This window comes from Streptomyces sp. NPDC057271, assembly GCF_042668715.1.
Taxonomy (GTDB): domain Bacteria; phylum Actinomycetota; class Actinomycetes; order Streptomycetales; family Streptomycetaceae; genus Streptomyces.
Genome location: NZ_JBHUYJ010000062.1, coordinates 1 through 25,366, shown reverse-complemented (window position 1 = coordinate 25,366; position 25,366 = coordinate 1). Strand labels below are relative to the sequence as shown.

The 25,366-nt window shown below is 68.9% G+C and carries 23 protein-coding genes, 1 tRNA gene and 1 pseudogene; 15 read left to right on the top strand and 10 right to left on the bottom strand.

The annotated features are described in order from the left end of the window. Window positions 1-369 precede the first annotated feature (369 nt). From sigM to trxA, 4 genes are all read left to right on the top strand, one after another. Window positions 370-1,077 (top strand): RNA polymerase sigma factor SigM, encoded by a 708-nt coding sequence (gene sigM, locus ACFUJR_RS25325; protein WP_383174065.1) that lies wholly within the window; start codon window positions 370-372, stop codon window positions 1,075-1,077. After that, window positions 1,074-1,979 carry a zf-HC2 domain-containing protein gene (locus ACFUJR_RS25320; protein WP_383174068.1) on the top strand — a complete coding sequence of 302 codons (906 nt, stop codon included), beginning with the start codon at window positions 1,074-1,076 and terminating at the stop codon, window positions 1,977-1,979. The genes sigM and ACFUJR_RS25320 overlap by 4 nt, the downstream gene beginning before the upstream one ends. A gap of 125 nt (window positions 1,980-2,104) precedes the next feature. Beyond that, window positions 2,105-3,079 (top strand): thioredoxin-disulfide reductase, encoded by a 975-nt coding sequence (trxB, locus tag ACFUJR_RS25315; protein ID WP_383174070.1) that lies wholly within the window; start codon window positions 2,105-2,107, stop codon window positions 3,077-3,079. A gap of 46 nt (window positions 3,080-3,125) precedes the next feature. Next, the gene (gene trxA / locus ACFUJR_RS25310; protein WP_352187218.1) at window positions 3,126-3,461 is read left to right on the top strand and encodes a thioredoxin; all 336 of its coding nucleotides are present in this window, start codon (window positions 3,126-3,128) and stop codon (window positions 3,459-3,461) included. A gap of 80 nt (window positions 3,462-3,541) precedes the next feature. Here trxA and ACFUJR_RS25305 read toward each other — a convergent pair whose 3' ends face one another. The 9 genes from ACFUJR_RS25305 to rpmH all read right to left on the bottom strand — a co-directional run bounded on the left by ACFUJR_RS25305 (window position 3,542) and on the right by rpmH (window position 10,308). Next, window positions 3,542-4,159, bottom strand: coding sequence for a GNAT family N-acetyltransferase (locus ACFUJR_RS25305; protein WP_361670145.1), 618 nt, complete (start codon window positions 4,157-4,159; stop codon window positions 3,542-3,544). A 163-nt stretch (window positions 4,160-4,322) separates the two neighbouring features. Continuing rightward, window positions 4,323-5,429: a ParB/RepB/Spo0J family partition protein gene (locus ACFUJR_RS25300; protein ID WP_383166685.1), complete on the bottom strand. Its 1,107-nt coding sequence runs from the start codon at window positions 5,427-5,429 to the stop codon at window positions 4,323-4,325. Next, the gene (locus ACFUJR_RS25295; protein WP_383166817.1) at window positions 5,426-6,502 is read right to left on the bottom strand and encodes a ParA family protein; all 1,077 of its coding nucleotides are present in this window, start codon (window positions 6,500-6,502) and stop codon (window positions 5,426-5,428) included. The genes ACFUJR_RS25300 and ACFUJR_RS25295 overlap by 4 nt, the downstream gene beginning before the upstream one ends. Window positions 6,503-6,791: 289 nt before the next feature. Further along, on the bottom strand, window positions 6,792-7,508 hold the full coding sequence (gene rsmG, locus ACFUJR_RS25290) for a 16S rRNA (guanine(527)-N(7))-methyltransferase RsmG (protein ID WP_383166688.1): 717 nt from the start codon (window positions 7,506-7,508) through the stop codon (window positions 6,792-6,794). Between the two features lie 115 nt (window positions 7,509-7,623). After that, on the bottom strand, window positions 7,624-8,136 hold the full coding sequence (locus ACFUJR_RS25285; protein WP_383166691.1) for a protein jag: 513 nt from the start codon (window positions 8,134-8,136) through the stop codon (window positions 7,624-7,626). A 13-nt stretch (window positions 8,137-8,149) separates the two neighbouring features. Beyond that, the gene (gene yidC, locus ACFUJR_RS25280; RefSeq protein WP_383166694.1) at window positions 8,150-9,451 is read right to left on the bottom strand and encodes a membrane protein insertase YidC; all 1,302 of its coding nucleotides are present in this window, start codon (window positions 9,449-9,451) and stop codon (window positions 8,150-8,152) included. A gap of 3 nt (window positions 9,452-9,454) precedes the next feature. After that, window positions 9,455-9,781 carry a membrane protein insertion efficiency factor YidD gene (yidD, locus tag ACFUJR_RS25275; protein WP_352187225.1) on the bottom strand — a complete coding sequence of 109 codons (327 nt, stop codon included), beginning with the start codon at window positions 9,779-9,781 and terminating at the stop codon, window positions 9,455-9,457. Then, the gene (rnpA, locus tag ACFUJR_RS25270) at window positions 9,778-10,149 is read right to left on the bottom strand and encodes a ribonuclease P protein component (protein WP_361670128.1); all 372 of its coding nucleotides are present in this window, start codon (window positions 10,147-10,149) and stop codon (window positions 9,778-9,780) included. Before rnpA ends, yidD begins: the two co-directional genes overlap by 4 nt. Before the next feature lie 21 nt (window positions 10,150-10,170). After that, a complete protein-coding gene (rpmH, locus tag ACFUJR_RS25265; protein WP_005482975.1) occupies window positions 10,171-10,308 on the bottom strand; it encodes a 50S ribosomal protein L34 in 138 nt (45 codons plus the stop codon). 383 nt (window positions 10,309-10,691) lie between these two features. On the opposite strand from rpmH, the gene dnaA reads away from it, so the two are divergent. The 10 genes from dnaA to ACFUJR_RS25215 all read left to right on the top strand — a co-directional run bounded on the left by dnaA (window position 10,692) and on the right by ACFUJR_RS25215 (window position 23,731). Continuing rightward, complete coding sequence (gene dnaA, locus ACFUJR_RS25260; RefSeq protein ID WP_383166698.1) at window positions 10,692-12,545, top strand: chromosomal replication initiator protein DnaA; 1,854 nt, start codon at window positions 10,692-10,694, stop codon at window positions 12,543-12,545. A gap of 830 nt (window positions 12,546-13,375) precedes the next feature. Beyond that, complete coding sequence (gene dnaN / locus ACFUJR_RS25255; protein WP_383166701.1) at window positions 13,376-14,506, top strand: DNA polymerase III subunit beta; 1,131 nt, start codon at window positions 13,376-13,378, stop codon at window positions 14,504-14,506. A gap of 109 nt (window positions 14,507-14,615) precedes the next feature. Continuing rightward, window positions 14,616-15,494: a phosphogluconate dehydrogenase (NAD(+)-dependent, decarboxylating) gene (gene gnd / locus ACFUJR_RS25250; RefSeq protein ID WP_383166704.1), complete on the top strand. Its 879-nt coding sequence runs from the start codon at window positions 14,616-14,618 to the stop codon at window positions 15,492-15,494. A 56-nt stretch (window positions 15,495-15,550) separates the two neighbouring features. Next, window positions 15,551-16,672 (top strand): DNA replication/repair protein RecF, encoded by a 1,122-nt coding sequence (gene recF / locus ACFUJR_RS25245; RefSeq protein ID WP_383166707.1) that lies wholly within the window; start codon window positions 15,551-15,553, stop codon window positions 16,670-16,672. 58 nt (window positions 16,673-16,730) lie between these two features. Further along, window positions 16,731-17,294: a DUF721 domain-containing protein gene (locus tag ACFUJR_RS25240; protein WP_383166710.1), complete on the top strand. Its 564-nt coding sequence runs from the start codon at window positions 16,731-16,733 to the stop codon at window positions 17,292-17,294. Between the two features lie 589 nt (window positions 17,295-17,883). Then, window positions 17,884-19,932 carry a DNA topoisomerase (ATP-hydrolyzing) subunit B gene (gyrB, locus tag ACFUJR_RS25235; protein ID WP_383166713.1) on the top strand — a complete coding sequence of 683 codons (2,049 nt, stop codon included), beginning with the start codon at window positions 17,884-17,886 and terminating at the stop codon, window positions 19,930-19,932. 41 nt (window positions 19,933-19,973) lie between these two features. Continuing rightward, entirely contained in the window at window positions 19,974-22,589 is a 2,616-nt protein-coding gene (gene gyrA / locus ACFUJR_RS25230; RefSeq protein WP_383166716.1) for a DNA gyrase subunit A, read from the top strand. A 3-nt stretch (window positions 22,590-22,592) separates the two neighbouring features. Then, window positions 22,593-23,258 (top strand): DUF3566 domain-containing protein, encoded by a 666-nt coding sequence (locus ACFUJR_RS25225; protein ID WP_383166719.1) that lies wholly within the window; start codon window positions 22,593-22,595, stop codon window positions 23,256-23,258. A 120-nt stretch (window positions 23,259-23,378) separates the two neighbouring features. After that, window positions 23,379-23,452, top strand: a tRNA-Ile gene (locus tag ACFUJR_RS25220). A 144-nt stretch (window positions 23,453-23,596) separates the two neighbouring features. Beyond that, complete coding sequence (locus tag ACFUJR_RS25215) at window positions 23,597-23,731, top strand: DLW-39 family protein (RefSeq protein ID WP_003958712.1); 135 nt, start codon at window positions 23,597-23,599, stop codon at window positions 23,729-23,731. Window positions 23,732-24,189: 458 nt separating this feature from the next. On the opposite strand, the gene ACFUJR_RS25210 is transcribed toward ACFUJR_RS25215, so the two are convergent. Then, on the bottom strand, window positions 24,190-24,354 hold the full coding sequence (locus tag ACFUJR_RS25210; RefSeq protein WP_383166722.1) for a hypothetical protein: 165 nt from the start codon (window positions 24,352-24,354) through the stop codon (window positions 24,190-24,192). A 688-nt stretch (window positions 24,355-25,042) separates the two neighbouring features. On the opposite strand from ACFUJR_RS25210, the pseudogene ACFUJR_RS25205 reads away from it, so the two are divergent. After that, window positions 25,043-25,366 (top strand): annotated as a pseudogene (locus tag ACFUJR_RS25205) (hypothetical protein); the annotation flags it as partial.

Here is a 25,366-nt window from a genome sequence, read left to right as displayed (position 1 = left end):
GCTGTAGTACAGGTCGACCCAGCCCGTGTCGAAGGCAATCCGATCGATTCTCTTCCCAGAGCAACCCGTTGCCGCCTGTGCTGTGCTGGCCCCCGCGAAGACACTGACCCCTGCAATCACGGCCATAACCGCACCCATCGCCGCGCTACGTATCAACTTCATTATCCCCCATCACCTTTTCTGTCTGGGTTTTCTGTTTCCCCGCAGCACCTATTTGATCATGACAGATATCAGGAGAGAGATGAAGTATCCCCAGAGCGAAGTGAGTTCGATCACCGTGGATTGGCGAGGTCGCAGGGAAGCATCATTTACACCGGGCCATACTCTGGCATTGAATGGCGAACAGCGGCTCTACCGAAGGAGGGGACTGTGCCAGGCGAGCCCCGCGCGGCCGATTGTCCTGACAGTGAACTCCTGGCGCGCCATGTCGCCGGCGACCCCGACGCCTTCGGTGAGCTTGTGCGGCGCCACCGCGATCGCTTGTGGGCTGTGGCCCTGCGGACGCTGGGGGACCGTGAGGAGGCCGCTGACGCCCTCCAGGACGCCCTGGTCTCCGCCTTCCGGGGCGCCCACACCTTCCGCGGTCAGTCGGCCGTCACGACCTGGCTCCACCGCATCACGGTGAACGCCTGTCTCGACCGAGTCCGCAAGGCCGCGTCCCGCAAGACCTCACCCATGGACGACACCGCACGGTTCGAGCAGCTCCTCGAACCCGCGGAGTCGGCCGAGGCCCCCGCCGAACGCCAGGACCTCCACCGTGAACTGGTGGCGGCGCTCGCCACGCTCCCCGCGGACCAGCGAGCTGCCCTCGTCCTCGTGGACATGCAGGGCTACCCGGTGGCGGAAGCCGCCCGCATCCTGGACGTCCCCGCCGGAACGGTGAAGAGCCGCTGTTCGCGCGGGCGCGCCCGACTGCTGCCCATGCTCAGCCATCTGCGCGCCGACACCGTGAGTAACGAAGGCCCCGACCGGGGAAGGAACCGGACGCCGGGGACATCCGTCCCACCGGTGTCGGGGCCATCGGATACCGGACCGAGCGGGCCGGCTGCTGTGAAGGGCGGAGGTGGGCGCGCGTGACTTCCACGACCGGCAAGGCCGACACAGCGCAGCACCCGGACGTCTCGGAGATCTCCGACCTGACCGAGGGGCTGCTCTCGCCGTCCCGCGCGGCAGACGTACGTCGCCATATCGAGGGCTGCTCCCTCTGCGCGGACGTACAGACCTCCCTGGAGGAGATCCGAGGTCTGCTCGGCACCCTGCCCGGCCCGCCCCGCATGCCCGCCGACATCGCCGGCCGTATCGACGCCGCCCTGGCCGCCGAAGCACTGCTCAACGCCACCACCCCCGACGTCGGCACGCATGTTTCACGTGAAACAGCGAGCGATCACCCCGGCGTGCGTCCCTCCACGGCGTCTGCCATCGTCCCGGACCGCCCGGCCGGCCACTCTCGCGCCACCACCGGTCCGGGTCGCTCCAAGCCCCGTCGCCGCCGCGTCGCCGCTCTCGGGGCGGTCTTCGGCGCAGCGGCGCTCGGCATGACGCTCTTCCTCACCCAGGGCGGCATGCAGTCGCTGACCGGCGGTGAATCGGCCGACACCAACACCGCCGCGAGCGATGTCGGCGACGAGCGTTTCAACGACCGGCCGGTGGAAGCCCAGGTCCAGGAGCTGCTTCAAGGGGACAGCCTCAGGGCCCCCCAGACCAGCCCGGAATCGCTCAGCGCCGAGGGCGGCAACACCCCCAAGCGGGGGACGGCCGAGCCCCTGCCCGACTGCGTCAAGGCCGGCACCGGCCGCACCGACAGCGTGCTCGCCTTCCAGAGGGGCGACTATCAGGGAACACCCGCCTATCTCCTCGTCCTGCCCGAGGGTGCCACGGGCACCCATGTGCAGGCGTACGTCCTGGATGCCTCCTGCGCCGATAGCGCGGGACAGGCCAAGGCCGAGATTCTGTTTACGCAGACCTACCCCCGTTCCTGACTCCTGCCGTGCCGTGCGGCATTCTCGGGAATGCTGGCCCCGTAGGATCCGTTGGGTGGGGTGAGAGTCACCGAAACGACCGCCCCGTAGGCAGTAGGCAGTCTGCAGAGACGAGGAAGAAACCCGTGAGCGACGTCCGTAACGTGATCATCATCGGCTCCGGGCCCGCGGGTTACACCGCTGCGCTCTACACAGCGCGTGCGTCGCTGAAGCCGCTGGTCTTCGAGGGTGCTGTCACCGCTGGTGGCGCTCTGATGAACACGACCGACGTGGAGAACTTCCCCGGCTTCCGTGACGGCATCATGGGCCCGGACCTGATGGACAACATGCGCGCCCAGGCCGAGCGCTTCGGCGCCGAGCTGGTGCCCGACGACATCGTGGCCGTGGACCTGACGGGCGAGATCAAGACCGTCACGGACACCGCAGGCACCGTGCACCGCGCCAAGGCCGTCATCGTCACCACTGGCTCCCAGCACCGCAAGCTCGGTCTTCCCAAGGAGGACGAACTCTCCGGTCGCGGAGTCTCCTGGTGCGCCACCTGTGACGGGTTCTTCTTCAGGGACCAGGACATCGCCGTCGTCGGCGGCGGTGACACCGCGATGGAGGAGGCCACCTTCCTCTCGCGCTTCGCCAGGTCCGTGACGATCGTCCACCGCCGTGACTCCCTGCGCGCCTCCAAGGCCATGCAGGAGCGTGCCTTCGCCGACCCGAAGATCAAGTTCGCCTGGGACAGTGAGGTCGCCGAGATCCACGGAGACCAGAAGCTCTCCGGTCTGACGCTCCGCAACACCAAGACGGGCGAGACCACCGAGCTGGCGGCGACCGGTCTGTTCATCGCCGTGGGCCACGACCCGCGCACCGAACTCTTCAAGGGCCAGCTGGAGCTTGACGAGGAGGGCTACCTCAAGGTCGACGCCCCTTCGACCCGGACCAACCTCGCCGGTGTCTTCGGAGCCGGTGACGTCGTCGACCACACGTACCGCCAGGCGATCACCGCTGCGGGCACCGGCTGCTCCGCCGCACTCGACGCCGAGCGCTTCCTCGCCGCTCTCGCCGACAGCGAGAAGAGCGAGAAGCTCGCCGAGACCCCCGCGGTCTGACTCCCATCCTCACCACTCACACCCCGCAAAGTTAAGGGAGGTTGCCGTGGCCGGCACCCTGAAGAACGTGACCGACGCCGACTTCGACGAGGTCGTCCTCAAGAGCGACAAGCCTGTCCTGGTGGACTTCTGGGCCGAGTGGTGCGGCCCGTGCCGCCAGATCGCCCCGTCGCTGGAGGCCATCGCCGCTGAGCACGGCGAGATCGAGATCGTGAAGCTCAACATCGACCAGAACCCGGCTACGGCCGCCAAGTACGGCGTCATGTCCATCCCGACGCTCAATGTGTACCAGGGCGGCGAGGTCGTGAAGACGATCGTCGGCGCCAAGCCGAAGGCCGCGCTCCTCCGCGACCTCGAGGGCTTCGTCGAGGCCACTGCCTGACACCCCTGTTTCACGTGAAACACCGACGGCCCGCCTCCTCAGGGAGGCGGGCCGTCGTCGTGAGAGTCGCAGGGGCACGGTCAGAGCGGCCGTAGCGCCGGTTCCTTCTGGACGGCGCCCAGAAGCCGGTCCAGCGCCAGCTCCACGTCTTCCTTCCACGACAGCGTCGTCCTCAGCTCCAGCCTCAGGCGCGGATACGTCGGGTGGGGCCGTACGGTCTTGAAGCCCACCGCCGTGAGGTGGTCGGTCGGGAGCACACAGGCCGGCTCCTTCCACCGCGCGTCCCCGAAGGCCTCGATCGCCTTGAAGCCTCGTCGCAGCAGATCCTTGGCGACGGTCTGCACCATCATCCGGCCGAGCCCCTGCCCCTGATACCCCGGCATGATCCAGGCAGTCATCAACTGGACGGCATCTGCGGAGACCGGGCTTGTGGGGAAGGCCATGGAACGCGGCACGTACGCGGGAGGCGCGTACAGAACGAAGCCGACGGGCACCTCGTCGACATAGACCACGCGACCGCAGGACCCCCACTCCAGGAGCACCGCCGAGATCCAGGCCTCCTTCTCCAGCTCCGGCCGGCCCGCCTTCACCGCCGCTTCCCCGCTCACCGGGTCCAGCTCCCAGAAGACACAGGAGCGACATCGCTTGGGGAGGTCAGGGAGGTTGTCCAGAGTGAGCGGTACGAGCCGACGCCCCACGGCTGTTCCCTCGCTTCCCACGGCCTTCGCAGTACGGATACGCCCTCCCAGAATCGTATCGATGGGGCGATCAGGGCGATACCGCTCGCAGGCAAAGGGCGGGCCGTGTTCCGGCTCTCACCGGATCACGGCCCGCCCTGGGTCGCGGAGGAGTTCGCTGCGGTCAGCCCTCTCCGTCCTGGTCGCTCTGCTCGGAGTTCCCCTGATCCATGACTCGTCCCTCGCCGGGGGCCAGGGTCGAGAGGATTCGCTCCAGATCCTCCATCGAGGCGAACTCGACGACGATCTTGCCCTTCTTCTGGCCAAGATCGACCTTCACCCGGGTCTCGAAGCGATCCGAGAGCCGCGAGGCCAGATCCGTCAGCGCCGGAGAGACACGCGCCCCGGCCCGGGGCCCCTTGGGCTTGGTCGTGGCCGTGGGCTCGGAGCCCATCAGTGTCACGATCTCCTCGACCGCACGCACCGAGAGCCCCTCGGCCACGATCCGGTACGCCAGCTTGTCCTGCGTCTCCGGGTCCTCCACGGAGAGCAGAGCGCGCGCGTGGCCCGCGGAGAGCACACCCGCAGCAACACGTCGCTGGACCGGAGGGGAAAGCCGCAGCAGACGCAGCGTGTTGGAGACCTGCGGACGCGAACGCCCGATCCGGTCGGCCAGCTGATCATGGGTGCAGTTGAAGTCCTTCAGCAGCTGGTCGTAGGCAGCGGCCTCTTCCAGCGGGTTCAACTGCGCCCGGTGAAGGTTCTCCAGGAGCGCGTCCAGGAGAAGCTTCTCGTCCTCCGTCGCCCGGACGATCGCGGGGATGCGCTCCAGGCCTGCCTCACGGCACGCCCTCCATCGGCGCTCACCCATGATCAGTTCATAGCGCTCGGAACCCAGCTGCCGTACGACGACGGGCTGCAGCAGGCCGACCTCCTTGATGGAGGTGACCAGCTCCGCGAGAGCGTCCTCGTCGAACACCTCACGCGGCTGCTTCGGGTTGGGCGTGATGAAGTCCAACGGCAGCTCGGCGAAGTGTGCCCCGGCGGGAGACTCCGGCTCCGCCACCACCGGCGCCTCGACGGCCGGGACCACACTGTCCGGGGACTGCGGGCTCTGCGGCAGGGTCGCCACCTTCGCGGCTGCCACCCCTCGGTCCGAGGAGAGCGCCGGAACGGCCACAGGAGAAGCGGATCCCGCCGCCCCACCGGCTGTCGGCACCTGCCGCTCCTGGGGAGCAGCGGGGATCAGCGCACCGAGCCCACGCCCCAACCCTCTACGTCGCTCACTCACTGGATCCCCTCCGACATGCTGTGCTGGCTGTTCTGGTGACCCGTGTGGCCGTGCTGCGGATCGTAGTGAATACCGACACCTCGCAGCGCGATCTCACGGGCCGCCTCGAGATACGACAGAGAGCCGCTGGAGCCCGGGTCGTACGTGAGGACGGTCTGTCCGTAGCTCGGCGCCTCCGAGATGCGGACAGACCTCGGGATACTGGTCCGCAGCACCTCCTCGCCGAAGTGGCTGCGCACCTCGTCGGCGACCTGCGAGGCAAGCCTCGTCCGGCCGTCGTACATGGTGAGAAGAATCGTCGAGACGTGCAGCGTGGGGTTGAGGTGTCCACGCACCAGGTCCACGTTCCGCAGGAGCTGGCCCAGGCCCTCCAGTGCGTAGTACTCGCACTGGATCGGGATCAACACTTCGGCGCCGGCCACCATGGCGTTGACCGTGAGCAGACCGAGCGACGGTGGGCAGTCGATGAGGATGTAGTCCAGTGGCTGCTCGTACGCCTGGATGGCCCGCTGCAGCCGGCTCTCCCGTGCCACCAGCGACACGAGCTCGATCTCCGCACCGGCGAGATCGATGGTGGCAGGGGCGCAGAAGAGGCCCTCGACATCCCGCACCGGCTGCACCACGTCGGAGAGCGGCTTGCTCTCCACGAGGACGTCGTAGATCGAAGGAACCTCGGCGTGGTGATCGATACCGAGAGCCGTAGAGGCATTGCCCTGGGGGTCGAGGTCGATGACCAGCACACGGGCGCCGTGCAGCGCCAGGGAAGCAGCAAGATTGACCGTCGTGGTCGTCTTGCCCACTCCGCCCTTCTGGTTGGCCACTACCATCACGCGGGTCTGGGCAGGCCGGGGAAGACCCTCGCCGGCACGACCCAGTGCCTCTACTGCCAGTTGGGCAGCACGACCGATGGGGGTGTCGTCCATCGGGGGCGGTGTTTCACGTGAAACATCCTCCCCCGCCGATTCGGTTCGGGGACCGGGGACCGGATCGGTCATCGGTCCCGCGATGTTGGCGTCGGACCGCAAGGATTCACTCTCCTCGGCTTCAGGCTCGCGATGAACAGAGCCTGCCATGCTTTCGGGGTCGTGAACCAGCGAGGCCCGTGGTTCTGTGGATGAATCCACCTCTGTGGACAATCCCGTCCCCCTCGCGAGTGGTTTCGCGAGGGGTTTCCGGTCCCGGGGCGTGGCAGCCGCGCGGCCGCGGCTGATGATCCCCTGCAGCAGTGAGCGACGTTTCACGTGAAACACGATGCACGCGCAGCCGACCCAGGACCGTTCGACACTCCGAAATACGTACGTATGGCAGCTTGTACGGACCAGTTGCGCAGTGCTGACGGCTCATATGCGTCGCGTTGGCGGCTCAGCGGCGGCGCCGGGTCCTGCTCGGGCGAGCGGCCTTGGCCCGCTTCGCGGCGAATCTCACACCGCCCGGGCTCTCGCCGACCTCCACCCGTACGACGGTCGACAGCGGGTCCACAATCCCCTCGCCGACCTGAAGCACGGAGGTACCCACCACACCGAGCTTGGAGAGCGCGGCTCTGGCACCGTCGATCTCCTCCTCCGCGGTGTCGCCCTTGAGGGCCAGCATCTCGCCGTACGGACGCAGCAGCGGAACGCCCCAGCCAGCCAGCCGGTCCAGAGGCGCCACGGCACGCGCCGTCACGACATGCACCGGAGAGAAGTCGCCGAGTACCTCCTCGGCACGGCCCCTCATCACCGTCACATGGTCCAGACCCAACAGCTCGACGACCTCCTGGAGGAAGTTCGTCCGACGGAGCAGCGGCTCCAGGAGCGTGATCTTCAGGTCCGGGCGCACCAGCGCCAGCGGAATGCCCGGCAGCCCGGCCCCCGAGCCGACATCGCACACGGTGACGCCCTCGGGCACCACCTCGGAGAGCACGGCGCAGTTCAACAGGTGCCGCTCCCAGAGACGGGGAACCTCACGTGGGCCGATCAGCCCCCGCTTGACGCCCGCGTCCGCGAGGAGCTCCGCGTACCGGACGGCCTCCGGGAAGTACTCGCCGAATACCGTCCGCGCCTGTTCGGGCGCAGGGGGGAGCTCCGCTGCCTCCGTCACGGGAACCGTCCTTCCGCACCGCACCCGTGGGTGCGAGCGCACTGTGGTGGCTGACTATCAGGCTGACAAGATCGGCCCCGCCTGCGAGCAGACGGGGCCGACACTGCGAGGGGGGTCAGGCAGGGAGTACGACGACGAAGCGCTGCGGCTCCTCGCCCTCGGACTCGCTGCGCAGACCGGCGGCGGCGACCGCGTCGTGCACGACCTTGCGCTCGAACGGGGTCATCGGGTCCAGCTTGACCGGCGCACCGGTCGACTTCACCTCGGACGCGGCCTTGGCACCGATCTCGGCGAGCTCGGCACGCTTCTTGGCGCGGAACCCGGCGATGTCGAGCATCAGCCGGCTCCGGTCACCGGTCTCCCGGTGCACGGCCAGGCGGGTCAGCTCCTGGAGCGCCTCCAGCACCTCGCCGTCACGGCCCACGAGCTTCTGCAGGTCACGGCCGCTTGAGTCACTGATGATCGAGACCGCGGCCCGGTCCGCCTCGACGTCCATGTCGATGTCGCCGTCCAGGTCGGCGATGTCGAGCAGACCTTCGAGGTAGTCGGCCGCGATCTCACCCTCCTGCTCCAGGCGGGTCAGGGTGTCGCCACCCTCGGCGGCGGCGGAGGTGGTGCCTTCCGTCACGGATGGTCTCCTTCTACTTCTTGGACGACGGGTGCTTCGGGCGCTGCTGGCCCTTGCGCTGACCGGACTTGCCCTGGCGGGAGCCGCCGGAGTTGGCCCGGCTCGGCCGCGCGGGCTTGTCGCCCTGCGCCGAGCCCTCGGCCGCGTCCTGCGGCTTCTTCTCCAGCGAGGTGGTGGGCTCCTTGGCGACATCGCCGGACTCGGCGGTCTCCTCGACGCCCTTGGCCGGGGCGTGCTGCGCTGCGGCCTGCCGCTTCGCCTTGGTCTGCCGCTTGGGCTGCTGACGCTTGGCCGCGGCACCACCCTCGGCTTCGGCGGTGACAGTGTCGCCCTTGATCACGGTGCCGTCGGCCTGGGCGGCGAAGCCGGCCCTGGCCAGGCCCGCGAAGAAGCGGCGCTCGTTCTCGTTGCGGTCGGCGCCCTTGGCCACGATCGCCTTGACCACGCTCTTCCGGCGACGGCCGCGGACCTCACTGTGCGCCGTGACGCTCTTGAGCAGGCGCTGGAGGTAGGCGTCCTGGGCCTTGCTGCCCGGCGTCGGGTTCTGGTTGATCACGTACATCTGCTGGCCCATGGTCCACACGTTCGTGGTCAGCCAGTAGACGAGGACACCGACGGGGAAGTTGATGCCCATGACGGCGAAGATCACCGGGAAGATGTACATGAGCATCTTCTGCTGCTGCATGTACGGGGTCTTCACGGAGAGGTCGACGTTCTTCATCATCAGCTGGCGCTGCGTGTAGAACTGCGAGGCCGACATCAGGACGATCATGACCGCCGTGACGATGCGGACCGAGGTCAGCGTCGCGTCGAGAGCGGCGACCTCGGCGGCGCTGTCCGTGAAGGTGGACGCCAGCGGAGCGCCGAAGATGTGTGCCTGCCGCGCGCTGTCGAGCAGCGACTGGTTGATGACACCGATCTCCTTGCCGTCGGCGATGTGGGAGAGCACCGCGTACAGGGCGAAGAAGAACGGCGACTGCGCCAGGATGGGAAGGCACGAGGAGAGCGGGTTGGTGCCCGTCTCCTTGTACAGCTTCATCATCTCTTCGGACTGACGCTGCTTGTCGCTCTTGTAGCGCTCCTGGATCGCCTTCATCTTCGGCTGGAGCGCCTGCATGTTCCGCGTCGACTTGATCTGCTTCACGAAGAGCGGGATCAGACAGATACGGATCAGCACCACGAGGGACACGATCGACAGGCCCCAGGCCCAGCCCGTGTCAGGGCCGAAGATCGCCCCGTACAGCTTGTGGAACTGGACGATCACCCATGAGACAGGTGTGGTGATGAAGCTGAAAAAATTGGCAATCGTGTCCACTAATCAGGCTCCTTGAGCATTGGGCGAAGTCTCTGCGGCCGGGCTCGTCTCGGCGGGGGACCCGCCCTTGTCGCCACGCAGGGCGTTCCGCAGCAGTTCGTGCCAGCGAGGACGCTTGCGCGGGGGTACGTGGTCCACGCCGCCGGGCGACCACGGGTTGCACCGCAGAATGCGCCAGGCGGTCAGGGCAGTGCCCTTGATCGCGCCATGCCGGTCGATGGCCGTGAATCCGTAGTGGGAACACGACGGGTAGTACCGGCAGACGGGCCCCAGAAGGGGGCTGATCGTCCACTGGTACAGCTTGATGAGAGCCAGCAGCGGGTACTTCATCGCGCGCCCCCTCCGAGGAGCCGCTGAAGCGCGGCGTCGAGGTCTCGGGCCAGCTGTGCGTGATCGGCGTCGCCGGCTCCGGGCAACGCCCGTACGACCACCAGGCTACCGGGGGGCAGCTCGGACAGTCGTTCGCGGACGAGATGGCGCAGGCGTCGCTTCACCTGGTTGCGTACGACGGCACCGCCCACGGCCTTGCTCACGACGAAACCCGCACGCGTCGGGGGAGCGCTCTCCCCAGGCGCGTGCGGGTCCGTTGCACCGCTGCGTAGGTGGACGACGAGGAGCGGGCGACCGGCCCGGCGCCCTCGGCGTACCGCGGTTGCGAAGTCCTCGCGCCGCCTCAGCCGATTCTCGGTAGGCAGCACGTCATGACCTGTTTAAGCGGATCAGGCGGACAGGCTCGCGCGACCCTTGGAACGGCGGTTCGCCAGGATGGCGCGACCGGCACGCGTACGCATGCGCAGGCGGAAGCCGTGGGTCTTCGCGCGACGACGGTTGTTCGGCTGGAAGGTGCGCTTGCTCACTCGGGGGCTCCAGAAATGATTCGTAGATGGCGGGACATCGCCTGGCTGTCACCGTGCGCCCACGAGTAGCTCGCAATACGCCCGAGTGCACCGCTTCACGATCACAGACCGTGATCTTTGCCCATCGGAGGCAGGCGGCAGCAGCCATCGACAACTCGACCTGGTTACGGTACGCGCGGCTACGCCATCCGGTCAAACCGACCGATCGCCGGGGTCCATTGTGCACAGGCTGTGGACAACAACTTGAACCAGGTCATCCGCCGCGACTACCGTGGCTGGACCCTTCTCAATCTTTTTTCCGTTCTGTCCTTCCTGTCCTGGCGGACATCGACCCACCGTCCCGAGAACCACACGTTCGTGGGACCAACGAGGAAGCGTGCCCTGTGGCTGACGTACCTGCCGATCTTGCCGCAGTGTGGCCACGCGTGCTGGAGCAGCTCCTCGGAGAAGGCCAGCAGGGCATCGAGCCCAAGGACAAGCAGTGGATCGAGCGCTGCCAGCCTCTCGCACTCGTGGCCGACACGGCGCTTCTCGCCGTCCCGAACGAATGGGGCAAGCGCGTCCTCGAAGGACGCCTCGCGCCGCTCATCAGCGAGACCCTCAGCCATGAGTGCGGCCGCCCGATCCGGATCGCGATCACTGTCGACGACTCCGTCGGCGAGCCGTCCCCGCTCGCGCCCCCGGTCCAGCAGCAGCCGCCCCGGTACGACGAGCGGCCGCCGGCGGAGACGTACGAGAAGTACGACGGCTACGGCCACCGGCCACTGCCGGACGACGGCCTGCCCACCGCGCGCCCCGCGTACCCGGACTACCAGCAGCAGCGGCCCGAGCCGGGCTCCTGGCCGCGCAGCCAGGACGACCTCGGCTGGCAGCAGCCGCGCCCCGGGTCCTTCCAGGAGCGCGACCCGTACACCGGCCCGCGCCCGCAGCAGTCCCAGCAGCCCCGCTACGACGAGCGGCCGTCCGCCTACGACCAGCCGCAGCGGCCGGAGCGGGCCGAGTTGCCCGACCCGCCTCGCGCCGGAACCGGCCCGCGCCCCGGCGGCCCTGGTGGTCCCGGCGGACACGGCGGGCCCGGCGGCCCTGGTGGTCCCGGCGGACACGGTGGGCCCGGCGGACACGGCGGCCCTGTGTCGGGTCACGGCGGAGGAAGCACCGGCATGGCATCCGGGCAGGGTTCCGGGTCCGGCGCACCGGGCGAGCAGCACGCGCGTCTGAACCCCAAGTACCTCTTCGACACCTTCGTCATCGGTTCCTCGAACCGGTTCGCGCACGCCGCCGCCGTCGCGGTGGCCGAAGCGCCGGCGAAGGCGTACAACCCGCTCTTCATCTACGGGGAGTCGGGCCTCGGCAAGACCCACCTGCTCCACGCGATCGGGCACTACGCGCGCAGCCTGTACCCCGGCACGCGCGTGCGGTACGTGAGCTCCGAGGAGTTCACCAACGAGTTCATCAACTCGATCCGCGACGGCAAGGGCGACACCTTCCGCAAGCGCTACCGCGACGTGGACATCCTGCTGGTCGACGACATCCAGTTCCTCGCGAGCAAGGAGTCGACTCAGGAGGAGTTCTTCCACACCTTCAACACCCTCCACAACGCGAACAAGCAGATCGTGCTCTCCTCGGACCGGCCGCCCAGGCAGCTGGTGACCCTGGAGGACCGGCTCCGCAACCGCTTCGAGTGGGGCCTGACCACCGATGTGCAGCCGCCGGAGCTGGAGACGCGTATCGCGATCCTCCGCAAGAAGGCGGTCCAGGACCAGCTCAACGCCCCGCCGGAGGTGCTGGAGTTCATCGCCTCCCGCATCTCGCGGAACATCCGTGAGCTGGAGGGCGCACTGATCCGTGTGACGGCCTTCGCGAGCCTCAACCGGCAGCCGGTGGACCTGGGGCTGACCGAGATCGTCCTCAAGGACCTGATTCCCGGCGGCGAGGACTCGTCGCCGGAGATCACCGCGCCGGCGATCATGGCGGCCACGGCGGACTACTTCGGCCTGACGGTGGAGGACCTCTGCGGATCCTCCCGCAGCCGCGTCCTGGTGACGGCTCGGCAGATCGCCATGTACCTGTGCCGTGAGCTCACCGATCTGTCGCTGCCGAAGATCGGCGCGCAGTTCGGCGGCCGCGACCATACGACCGTGATGCACGCGGACCGCAAGATCCGCGCGCTCATGGCCGAGCGACGCTCCATCTACAACCAGGTCACCGAGCTCACCAACCGCATCAAGAACGGCTGAGAGAGCCGCTCCGCACCTTCCAGGGCGCTCCGGGAGACACCCTCCCGGGGCGCCCTTCCGCGTGCCCTGGGGCGGTCTCCGGCGTGGTCCACACGTCTGTGCACAGGCCGGCCTGTTCGATTTCTCCGTGGCGGTAGCGCGTTCTCCACAGATTGCGGGATGATCTTCCGTCCACAGGGTGGGGACTCCGGAGTTATCCGGATCCTCTCCACAGGCTGGGCGGGCTGGGGATCAAGACCCCAGGTCAGAAGGGTGTGGATTTGTTGGCAACCTTGATCCACAGGCTGTGGACAAATCTTTCGCCCACAGGGGGTCCCGTTGGTTGTCCACTGGCAACCCACAGGGGTGGCTCCGTTGCCCACAAGTTCTCCACACCCCTGTCCACTGTTCGGCAACGAAACGCCCGGGGTCACCGCGTCGAGTGAAAGCGGTCACACCAAGGAAGACGATTGGGCTGTGGGGAACGTGGGTAAAGCTGGGGACAGCGCTGGGGAGAAGTCCCCATGGCCTGTGTACCGGGTGTGCAGAACTTTCGGGTGTCCACAGAGAACCCCTGTTGTCCACCGGTGCCACCCACAGGGGCAGTGGACAAAAAACCGTGGTTGACCTGCGCATACGACGTTATCCACGGTTTCCACAGGCCCTACTACTACTCCCACCTAGAGTTAGCCCGGAATCCGCTTCGAAGTGGGACCTGTGCACAACTCGACGCCGGAGCCTCCCCGACCTCTTGTCGCGACTTGACCCCGAGCCGCACCGAGTGTCGGCGGCGTACGTCAGACTGGTTCCCGCAGTCGACGAAGAGCCAGCAACAGCAGGAGGCGGTTCCGGTGAAGATCCGGGTGGAGCGCGATGTACTCGCGGAGGCGGTGGCCTGGGTGGCCCGTAGCCTTCCGGCCCGTCCGCCGGCGCCCGTGCTCGCGGGCCTTCTGCTGAAGGCCGAGGACGGCGCGCTGAGCTTCTCGAGCTTCGACTACGAGGTCTCGGCCCGCGTCTCCGTCGAGGCGGAGATCGAGGAGGACGGCACCGTCCTGGTCTCCGGCCGTCTGCTCGCCGACATCTGCCGCGCCCTCCCCAACCGCCCCGTGGAGATTTCCACAGACGGTGTACGGGCGACCGTGGTCTGTGGCTCCTCCCGCTTCACCCTCCACACCCTGCCTGTGGAGGAGTACCCGGCCCTGCCGGAGATGCCCACCGCGACCGGCACCGTGCCCGGTGAGGTCTTCGCCTCCGCCGCCGCCCAGGTCGCCATCGCCGCCGGCCGTGACGACACGCTGCCGGTGCTCACCGGTGTGCGCATCGAGATCGAGGGCGACACGGTCACCCTGGCCTCCACCGACCGCTACCGCTTCGCGGTCCGCGAGTTCCTGTGGAAGCCGGAGGCCCCCGACGCCTCCGCGGTGGCCCTGGTGCCCGCGAAGACCCTCCTGGACACTGCCAAGGCGCTCACCAGCGGTGACACCGTCACCCTCGCGCTCTCGGGCTCCGGCAAGGGCGAGGGCCTGATCGGTTTCGAGGGCGCCGGCCGCCGGACCACCACCCGGCTGCTCGAAGGCGACCTGCCGAAGTACCGGACGCTCTTCCCCACCGAGTTCAACTCGATCGCGGTGATCGAGACCGCGCCGTTCGTCGAGGCCGTCAAGCGTGTGGCCCTGGTGGCCGAGCGCAACACCCCGGTCCGGCTCAGCTTCGAGCAGGGCGTGCTGATCCTGGAGGCCGGCTCCAGCGACGACGCACAGGCTGTGGAGCGTGTGGACGCGCAGCTGGACGGCGACGACATCTCGATCGCCTTCAACCCGACGTTCCTGCTGGACGGCCTGAGCGCGATCGACTCCCCGGTCGCCCAGCTCTCCTTCACGACGTCCACCAAGCCGGCGCTGCTGAGCGGCAAGCCGGCCGTGGACGCGGAGGCCGACGAGGCCTACAAGTACCTGATCATGCCGGTGCGTCTCAGCGGCTGAGTGTGCTCGGGCGGCCGTCGACTGAGCGGCTGACCCCACAGGTGTGCACGGGGGTCCGGGCGTAGGCTCGGACCCGGGTACACCGCACACGACGCTTAAGGAATCTCTGATGGAGCTCGGTCTCGTCGGTCTCGGCAAGATGGGCGGCAACATGCGTGAGCGCATCCGCCGCGCAGGCCACACCGTCATCGGATACGACCGCAATCCGGACCTCGCCGATGTCCACAGCCTGGAAGAGCTTGTGGGCAAGCTGAAGGGTCCGCGGGTCGTGTGGGTCATGGTCCCCGCCGGTGCCGCGACCCAGTCCACCATCGACGAGCTGGCGAACCTGCTCTCCCCCGGCGACATCGTGGTGGACGGCGGGAACTCCCGCTGGACCGACGACGAGAAGCATGCCGAGGAGCTCGCCGCCAAGGGCATCGGCTTCGTCGACTGCGGTGTCTCCGGCGGTGTGTGGGGCCTGGAGAACGGCTACGCGCTGATGTACGGCGGCGACGCCGAGCACGTGGCGCGGGTCCAGCCGGTCTTCGACGCGCTCAAGCCCGCCGGCGAGTTCGGCTCGGTCCACGCGGGCAAGGTCGGTGCGGGCCACTTCGCGAAGATGGTCCACAACGGCATCGAGTACGCGATGATGCAGGCGTACGCCGAGGGCTGGGAGCTCCTGGAGAAGGTCGACTCCGTCACCGACGTGCGCGAGGTCTTCCGCTCCTGGCAGGAGGGCACGGTCATCCGTTCCTGGCTGCTCGACCTGGCGGTCAACGCGCTGGACGAGGACGAGCACCTGGACCAGCTCCGCGGTTACGCACAGGACTCCGGCGAGGGCCGCTGGACCGTGGAGGCCGCCATCGACAACGCGGTGCCGCTGCCGGCGATCACCGCCTCGCTGTTCGCGCGGTTCGCCTCGCGGCAGGACGACTCCCCGCAGATGAAGATGATCGCCGCGCTGCGCAACCAGTTCGGTGGCCACGCGGTCGAGTCCAAGAAGTAGTCCACAGGCTGTGCACCTCCCGGGGCACAGCAGCCGGGGGAAGGTCGGCGCACACCATGCACGTCACGCATCTGTCGCTGGCCGACTTTCGCTCCTACGCCCGGGTCGAGGTCCCGCTCGACCCGGGCGTCACCGCTTTCGTGGGCGCCAACGGCCAGGGCAAGACCAATCTGGTCGAGGCCGTCGGCTATCTCGCCACCCTCGGCAGCCATCGCGTCGCATCGGACGCCCCGCTCGTACGGATGGGGGCGGAGCGGGCGATCATCCGCGCCGCGGTCACCCAGGGCGAGCGCTCCCAGCTGGTCGAGCTCGAACTGAACCCGGGCCGGGCGAACCGCGCCCGTATCAACAGGTCCTCGCAGGTCAAGCCCCGTGACGTGCTGGGGATCGTGAGGACCGTGCTGTTCGCTCCGGAGGACCTGGCCCTGGTCAAGGGCGACCCCGGCGAGCGTCGGCGCTTCCTCGACGACCTGATCACGGCGCGCGCGCCGCGCATGGCGGGCGTGCGCTCCGACTACGACCGGGTCCTCAAGCAGCGCAACACCCTGCTGAAGTCCGCGGCCATGGCGCGGCGGCACGGCGGCCGCGGCATGGACCTGTCGACGCTGGACGTGTGGGACCAGCATCTGGCGAGGGCGGGGGCCGAGCTGCTCACGCAGCGGCTGGATCTGATCGGTGTGCTGCAGCCGCTGGCCGACAAGGCCTACGAGCAGCTGGCGCCCGGCGGCGGACCGATCCTGCTGGAGTACCGGCCGTCCGCGCCGGGGTTCGGGCACACACGGGAGGAGCTGTACGAGCAGCTGATCGCCGCGCTCGCGGAGGTGCGCAAGCAGGAGATCGAGCGGGGTGTGACGCTCGTCGGCCCGCACCGCGACGAGCTGGCGCTCAAGCTGGGCGACCTGCCGGCCAAGGGGTACGCGAGTCACGGCGAGTCCTGGTCGTACGCGCTGGCGCTCCGGCTCGCCTCGTACGACCTGCTGCGGGCGGAGGGGAACGAGCCGGTGCTCGTCCTCGACGACGTCTTCGCCGAACTGGACGCCCGGCGCCGGGAGCGGCTCGCGGAGCTGGTGGCCCCGGGCGAGCAGGTGCTGGTGACGGCGGCGGTGGACGACGACGTGCCGGGGGTGCTCGCCGGGGCGCGGTACGGGGTCGCGGGCGGGGCGGTGGAGAGGCTGTGAGGCACGTGAGGCACGTGAGGCACGTGAGGCACGTGAGGCACGTGAGGGGCGCGAGGCTGTGAGCGAGAACCGGAGTCCCGAGGCCGGCCAGGTCGATTCCGCTCCCAAGACGCCCGAGCCCTCCGGTGTGGACCTCGCCCGGGTGGCGCTGCGCGCCGCCAAGGAGCAGGCGAAGGCGCGGGGCGCGGCGGCCCAGCAGAAGAAGCAGGCGCGGCGGGGCGGCGGGCTGCGCTCGGGCGCGCACGCCGACGGGCGGGACCCGATCGGTCTGGGAGCCGCGATCAACCGGCTCATCACCGAGCGAGGCTGGGAGACGCCCGCGGCGGTGGGCGGGGTCATGGGGCGCTGGCCGCAGATCGTGGGCGAGGACCTGGCGAAGCACTGTGTGCCGCTGAAGTACGACGAGGATCCCGAGGAGCGGGTGCTCACCGTGCAGTGCGACTCGACGGCGTGGGCGACACAGCTGCGGCTGCTGGCGCCGCGGCTGGTGGCGCGGCTGAACGAGGACCTGGGGCACGGGACGGTGCGGGTGATCAGGGTTCTGGGGCCGGGGGCTCCGCGCAAGGGGTACGGGCCGTTGCGGGCGCCGGGGTCCGTGGGGCCGGGGGACACGTACGGCTGACGTCGCCTGGGCGCGGGGTCCAGGCGCGGGACGCGGGGCCCAGGTACGAGGCCCAGGCGCGGGACGCGGGGTCCAGGCGCGAGGCGCGGGGTCCAGGCGCGGGGTCCAGGTACGAGGCCCAGGCGTGGGGCGCGGGGTCCAGGCGCGGGACGCGGGGCCCAGGTACGAGGCCCAGGCCCAGGCGCGAGGCCCAGACGCGGGGCACCCGGGGGTACCCCGGGTGCCGGGGGTCCCGGGGTCCCGGGGTGCGGGGCAGGCGTGGGCAGTGCGTTCGTGACGTCGTGCCCACCCTTGCCCTCCCCCTGCCTCCGGCGGGGGACCCCCATGCGGAGCGTATGCCCGCAGCGGCTGTCGCGGCGGTGCCCACAACGCGCTACGACTCGAAGCGCTGGGTGGCCGTCAGGGGCTTCTGGAGCCCCTCCCCGGATATGGGGAGTCGTCTCGCTCCCGCCCAGGGCGGCACATGCGGACTCAGGTACCGGCAAACCCCCATTCGTGTCAGCGCTACCGGTAGACTGGTAGACAATCCCGCCACCCCGCGGAACAAGTCGAACGACGCAGCCGCTCCCGTATGCCCGGAGAACGGCCTGTGCTGTGCCAGAAAGGGCGCTTCGTGGCCGATTCCGGCAACCCCAACGAGAACATTCCGTCCGCCAACGCTGCGTCGTACGACGCCAGCGCGATCACCGTCCTCGAGGGTCTGGACGCGGTCCGCAAGCGACCCGGCATGTACATCGGCTCGACCGGTGAGCGCGGCCTGCACCACATGGTGCAGGAGGTCGTCGACAACTCCGTCGACGAAGCCCTGGCCGGGCATGCGGACACCATCGACGTGACGATCCTGGCCGACGGCGGCGTCCGCGTCGTCGACAACGGCCGCGGTATCCCCGTTGGCATCGTCCCCTCCGAGGGCAAGCCGGCCGTCGAGGTCGTGCTGACGGTCCTCCACGCGGGCGGCAAGTTCGGCGGCGGCGGCTACGCGGTCTCCGGCGGTCTGCACGGCGTCGGCGTCTCCGTCGTCAACGCCCTCTCCACCAAGGTCTCGGTGGAGATCAAGACCGACGGCCACCGCTGGACGCAGGACTACAAGATGGGCGTCCCGACCGCGCCCCTCGCGAAGCACGAGGAGACCGACGAGACCGGCACCACGGTCACGTTCTGGTCCGACCCGGACATCTTCGAGACGACCGAGTACTCCTTCGAGACGCTCTCGCGCCGCTTCCAGGAGATGGCCTTCCTCAACAAGGGCCTCACCATCGCCCTCACCGACGAGCGCGAGTCCGCGAAGGCGACCGTCGGCGCCGACGACCCGGACGCCGAGGCGGCCGCCGAGCCCACCGCGCGCACGGTGAAGTACCACTACGAGGGCGGCATCGTCGACTTCGTGAAGTACCTCAACTCGCGCAAGGGCGAGCTGATCCACCCGACCGTCATCGACGTCGAGGCCGAGGACAAGGAGCGCACGCTCTCGGTCGAGATCGCGATGCAGTGGAACTCGCAGTACAGCGAGGGTGTGTACTCCTTCGCGAACACGATCCACACGCACGAGGGCGGTACGCACGAGGAGGGCTTCCGGGCCGCGCTGACGGGTCTGGTGAACCGCTACGCGCGGGACAAGAAGCTGCTGCGGGAGAAGGACGACAACCTCACGGGTGAGGACATCCGCGAGGGTCTGACGGCGATCATCTCGGTCAAGCTGGGCGAGCCGCAGTTCGAGGGCCAGACGAAGACGAAGCTGGGCAACACGGAGGCCAAGACCTTCGTCCAGAAGATCGTCCACGAGCACCTCAACGACTGGTTCGACCGCAACCCGGTCGAGGCCGCGGACATCATCCGCAAGTCGATCCAGGCGGCCACCGCGCGCGTGGCGGCCCGCAAGGCGCGCGACCTGACCCGCCGTAAGGGTCTGCTGGAGTCGGCGTCCCTCCCGGGCAAGCTGAGCGACTGCCAGTCGAACGACCCCACCCAGTGCGAGATCTTCATCGTCGAGGGTGACTCCGCCGGCGGCTCGGCCAAGTCCGGCCGTAACCCGATGTACCAGGCCATCCTGCCGATCCGCGGCAAGATCCTGAACGTCGAGAAGGCGCGGATCGACAAGATCCTGCAGAACACCGAGGTCCAGGCGCTGATCTCGGCCTTCGGCACCGGAGTCCACGAGGACTTCGACATCGAGAAGCTCCGCTATCACAAGATCATTCTGATGGCGGACGCCGACGTCGACGGTCAGCACATCAACACCCTGCTGCTGACCTTCCTCTTCCGCTTCATGCGTCCGCTGGTCGAGGCCGGGCACGTCTACCTCTCCCGCCCGCCGCTCTACAAGATCAAGTGGGGCCGGGACGACTTCGAGTACGCGTACTCGGACCGTGAGCGCGACGCGCTGGTCGAGCTGGGCAAGCGGAACGGCAAGCGGATCAAGGAAGACTCGATCCAGCGCTTCAAGGGTCTGGGCGAGATGAACGCCGAGGAGCTGCGGGTCACCACGATGGACGTGGACCACCGTGTCCTCGGCCAGGTGACGCTGGACGACGCGGCCCAGGCGGACGACCTGTTCTCGGTGCTGATGGGTGAGGACGTCGAGGCCCGGCGTTCGTTCATCCAGCGCAACGCCAAGGACGTTCGCTTCCTCGACATCTGAGTCGGTCTCAGCTGACCGTACGAAAGGACTGACGACCAGCAATGGCCGACGAGAACCCCCCCGTGACCACCGAAGAAGAAGAGCCGGTACTGCGGATCGAGCCCGTCGGGCTCGAGACCGAGATGCAGCGCTCGTACCTCGACTACGCGATGTCCGTCATCGTGTCGCGTGCGCTGCCCGACGTCCGTGACGGCCTCAAGCCCGTCCACCGGCGCGTGCTGTACGCGATGTACGACGGCGGCTACCGGCCCGAGAAGGGCTTCTACAAGTGCGCCCGCGTCGTCGGCGACGTCATGGGCACGTACCACCCGCACGGCGACTCCTCCATCTACGACGCGCTCGTCCGCCTCGCCCAGCCCTGGTCGATGCGGCTGCCGCTGGTGGACTCCAACGGCAACTTCGGTTCTCCGGGCAACGACCCGGCTGCCGCCATGCGGTACACCGAGTGCAAGATGATGCCGCTGGCCATGGAGATGCTCCGGGACATCGACGAGGAGACCGTCGACTTCCAGGACAACTACGACGGCCGCAACCAGGAGCCGACGGTCCTGCCGGCGCGCTTCCCGAACCTGCTGGTCAACGGCTCGGCCGGCATCGCGGTCGGTATGGCGACCAACATCCCGCCGCACAACCTGCGCGAGGTCGCGGCCGGTGCCCAGTGGGCGCTGGAGCACCCGGAGGCCACGCACGAGGAGCTGCTCGACGCGCTCATCGAGCGCATCAAGGGCCCCGACTTCCCCACCGGCGCGCTCGTCGTGGGCCGCAAGGGCATCGAGGAGGCGTACCGCACCGGTCGCGGCTCCATCACGATGCGTGCGGTCGTCGAGGTCGAGGAGATCCAGAACCGCCAGTGCCTGGTGGTCACGGAGCTTCCGTACCAGACCAACCCGGACAACCTCGCGCAGAAGATCGCCGACCTGGTGAAGGACGGCAAGATCGGCGGCATCGCCGACGTCCGCGACGAGACCTCGTCCCGTACCGGCCAGCGCCTCGTCATCGTGCTCAAGCGCGACGCCGTCGCCAAGGTCGTGCTCAACAACCTGTACAAGCACACCGACCTGCAGACGAACTTCGGCGCGAACATGCTGGCGCTCGTCGACGGCGTGCCGCGCACCCTCTCGCTGGACGCGTTCATCCGTCACTGGGTGACGCACCAGATCGAGGTCATCGTGCGCCGGACCCGCTTCCGGCTGCGCAAGGCCGAGGAGCGCGCCCACATCCTGCGCGGTCTGCTCAAGGCGCTGGACGCGATCGACGAGGTCATCGCGCTCATCCGGCGCAGCGACACGGTCGAGGTCGCGCGCGAGGGCCTGATGGGCCTGCTGCAGATCGACGAGATCCAGGCCAACGCCATCCTCGAGATGCAGCTGCGCCGGCTCGCCGCGCTGGAGCGCCAGAAGATCGTCGCCGAGCACGACGAGCTGCAGGCGAAGATCAACGAGTACAACGCGATCCTCGCCTCCGAGGAGCGTCAGCGGCAGATCGTCAGCGAGGAGCTGGCGCTGCTCGTCGAGAAGTTCGGCGACGACCGCCGCTCCAAGCTGGTGCCCTTCGACGGTGACATGTCCATCGAGGACCTGATCGCCGAGGAGGACATCGTCGTCACCATCACGCGTGGCGGCTATGTGAAGCGGACCAAGACCGAGGACTACCGCTCGCAGAAGCGCGGTGGCAAGGGCGTGCGCGGGACGAAGCTGAAGCAGGACGACATCGTCGACCACTTCTTCGTCTCCACGACCCACCACTGGCTGCTGTTCTTCACCAACAAGGGCCGGGTCTACCGGGCCAAGGCGTACGAGCTCCCGGACGCCGGCCGGGACGCCCGCGGCCAGCACGTCGCCAACCTGCTGGCCTTCCAGCCGGACGAGCAGATCGCCGAGATCCTGGCGATCCGCGACTACGAGGCCGCGCCCTACCTGGTGCTCGCCACGAAGGCCGGTCTGGTGAAGAAGACCGCTCTGAAGGACTACGACTCGCCGCGGGCGGGCGGTGTCATCGCGATCAACCTCCGGGAGACGGACAACGGCGCCGAAGGCACTGCCGACGAGCTGATCGGCGCCGAGCTGGTCTCGGCGGAGGACGATCTGCTGCTCATCAGCAAGAAGGCGCAGTCGATCCGGTTCACCGCGACGGACGACGCGCTGCGTCCGATGGGACGCGCCACGTCGGGTGTCAAGGGGATGAGTTTCCGCGAGGGCGACGAACTGCTCTCGATGAATGTCGTCCGGCCCGGTACGTTCGTGTTCACCGCCACCGACGGTGGGTACGCGAAGCGGACCAACGTCGACGAGTACCGCGTCCAGGGTCGCGGTGGCCTCGGTATCAAGGCCGCCAAGATCGTGGAGGACCGTGGTTCGCTGGTGGGCGCGCTGGTGGTCGAGGAGACGGATGAGATCCTCGCCATCACGCTGTCCGGCGGTGTGATTCGTACGCGAGTCAACGAAGTCAGGGAGACCGGCCGTGACACCATGGGCGTCCAGCTGATCAACCTGGGCAAGCGGGATGCCGTCGTGGGCATCGCGCGGAACGCCGAGGCGGGCAGCGAGGCCGAAGAGGTCGACGCGGCCGGCGCCGAGATCGGCGAAGGCGTCGAGGCCGCGACCGCGGTCGAGGCAGCCGAGGGCACCGAGCCCTCGGCCGGGGAGCACGAGGAGTAGAGCGTGAGTGGAGCCACGGGCGCAGGTTCGGCGGCTGCCGGAGCTTCTGCTGGTGCCGGAGCGAACGGTGCCCGTGGCTCCGCCACGGACTCCCAGGGGGTTGCGGTGACGGACACCCGAGGGCAGGGGCCCTCGTACGAGACGTACAACGGGCCGCTGCCCGGCGAGCGCGCCGGCGCGCAGCAGCCGAGCGGGCCGTACCATCCGCCGCAGGCGTACGGCGCTCAGGCGCCGGCCGCCGGCGGTCAGAACACCGGCGCGGTGCGCCGCCCGCGTACGGGGGCCCGCACCACGCCCCGTACGCGCAAGGCGCGGCTGCGGGTGGCCAAGGCCGACCCGTGGTCGGTGATGAAGGTGAGCTTCCTGCTCTCCATCGCGCTGGGCGTCTGCACGGTCGTGGCCGCCTCGGTGCTGTGGATGGTCATGGACGCCATGGGCGTCTTCTCGACCGTCGGCGGCACGATCAGTGAGGCGACGGGCTCGAACGAGTCCAACGGCTTCGACCTGCAGTCGTTCCTGTCGCTGCCGAGGGTGCTGATGTTCACCTCGGTGATCGCCGTGATCGACGTGGTCCTGATGACCGCGCTCGCGACGCTGGGCGCGTTCATCTACAACCTGTCGGCCGGTTTCGTGGGCGGTGTGGAGCTGACGCTGGCCGAGGACGAATGAGCCGCGTGGGGGCCTCGGCCGTGCTCATCAGGGGCTCCGCCCCGGGCGATTTTGGGACTGGCCCCCACGTGCGCTAATCTTCAGGAGTCAGCGCGCGGGACACACTCCGCAGAGCGCGGCGGGGCTATAGCTCAGTTGGTTAGAGCGCATCCCTGATAAGGATGAGGCCACAGGTTCAAATCCTGTTAGCCCCACAGTTTGATCGGCCCGGACGGTTCACCCGTTCGGGCCGATTGCTTTTCGCGCGACCGGCCCTGCCTAGGTCACCGATCGGTATCGGTCGGTGTGTAGAGTGGGCGTCAGAAGTCTCCTACGTCAACGAAAGACGAGGTCGCGCGGTGAAGAAGCTTCTCCTGGTCGCACTGGCCGCCATCGGCGGGCTCCTCGTGTACCGCCAGATCCAGGCGGATCGCGCCGAGCAGGATCTGTGGACGGAGGCGACCGACTCCGTGCCCGCAGGTTCGGGTGTCTGAGTCGCAGATTGTCTGAGGGTGAAGCCCCGGCCGCGTTCCCGCGGCCGGGGCTTCGCGCTGTTTCTGGACCGTGACGCCTCGCCCTTTGGGTTCACCTCGGCAAATCACTGAGTTGCGAGAGCAAAGCTGAGTGATCGCGGTCAAGGGGCGATGAGGTGAGAGCGCGCCGGACAGCGGTCGGCGCGGTGGCGGGGGCGTCGCTCGCTCTGCTGTCGCTGTCGCTGTCGCTGCCGGTACCGGGAGCGGTCGCGGCGGACGGGGAGAGGTCCCAAGGAGACGCCCGGGGAGACGCCCAGGAGTCGCCTTCGGAGACGTCCCGGGAGCGTCCCGGACGTCTCAGGGGGACGCCCGGGGAGACGTCCCGGAAGACGTCCCAGGAGCCGCCCGCGGAGACGCCCGCGGAGACGTCCCGGGAGACGTCCGGAGCCGGGAGCCTGGTGATGGTGCTGGACTCGGTACTACGCGGCCGATCCGGAGGAGCGCGGGAGCAAGGACGCCTCCGGCGCGGCGCGCTGGCCGCTGGAGCTGGTCCTGGGCGTCGAGACACCGCTGCCCGCCGGGACGGTCCCGGCACGGTCGGGGCCCGCGTACGGCTCCGGCGGGAGGGACGTCGTCCTGCCCACCGGCGATCCCCGGGACGTCCGTGGTGGGACTGGCTTCGACGGCGCGCGGACGCTCGGGCGTGGTGCCTGGCGGGACCGCCTGCTGTCCTCCCAGACCCTCTGGACAAGGTGCCGGTCGGCTGGGGACGGCAGCTGCGCTACGGCGTCGAGTACGCCAACGAGCCGACGGTCGAGGGGACTTCGACGGTGACCTCGTACGGCGGTACGCAGGTGTACACCCCCGCCCGGCACCCGGTGGACGGCGGCACGGGCGAGTTCAGCTCCCTTACGCGCTACGACGGGCAGCCCGCGGCGCTGGGCACGGGGACCGTCCCGGTCGCCTGGACCAACCGGCACGGGAGCAGCTCCGACGTCGTGCCCGTCCACACCAAGGCGGCTCCTCCATCGCCGTCACCCTCGGCCCGCGGACGGCCGGGACCGCCGAGAACCCGCGGATCGCCGTGGTCCTGCGGGTCACCGTCCTCGGCGAGGAACGCGCGAGCCCGGAGCACGGGGCGGGACCGGTGGAATAGCGGGACAAGCGGGGCGAAGCCTCGGTGCGCGCAGACAGCGGAGGGACGGGCGGGGCAGGATGGACCGTCACCGGGGCCGCCCCGGCGGGCGGCGGAGCCGTCGTACTGATCGCAGGGGCGGTGTTCCTCGCGAAGCGGGTACGGGGCGGGACAGCGACGGACACGAGGAGAGGCGCGTGAGGACGCAGCGCGTGAGGACGAGGCGGCGGGGGTCGAAGCGGACCGCCGGATCGCTGGTCGCGACGGCCACGGGTGTGGCGGGTGCGACGGCGGCGGTGTTCACGGCCGCGGCGGTGTTCACGGCGGCGGCGCTGCCGGGTACGGCGTGGGCGGCCGACGGGGGAGCGTACGGCTTCGACGGCGGGGCCACACCGATCAAGGGCGCCGCCACCAGCCTGGACGCCCGGCAGTTGAAGGCCGGCCAGAGCTACCGGGACAGCATCAAGAAGGACGGCAAGCTCTACTCCCGTGTCGCCCTCGACTACAGGCAGAACGCTGTC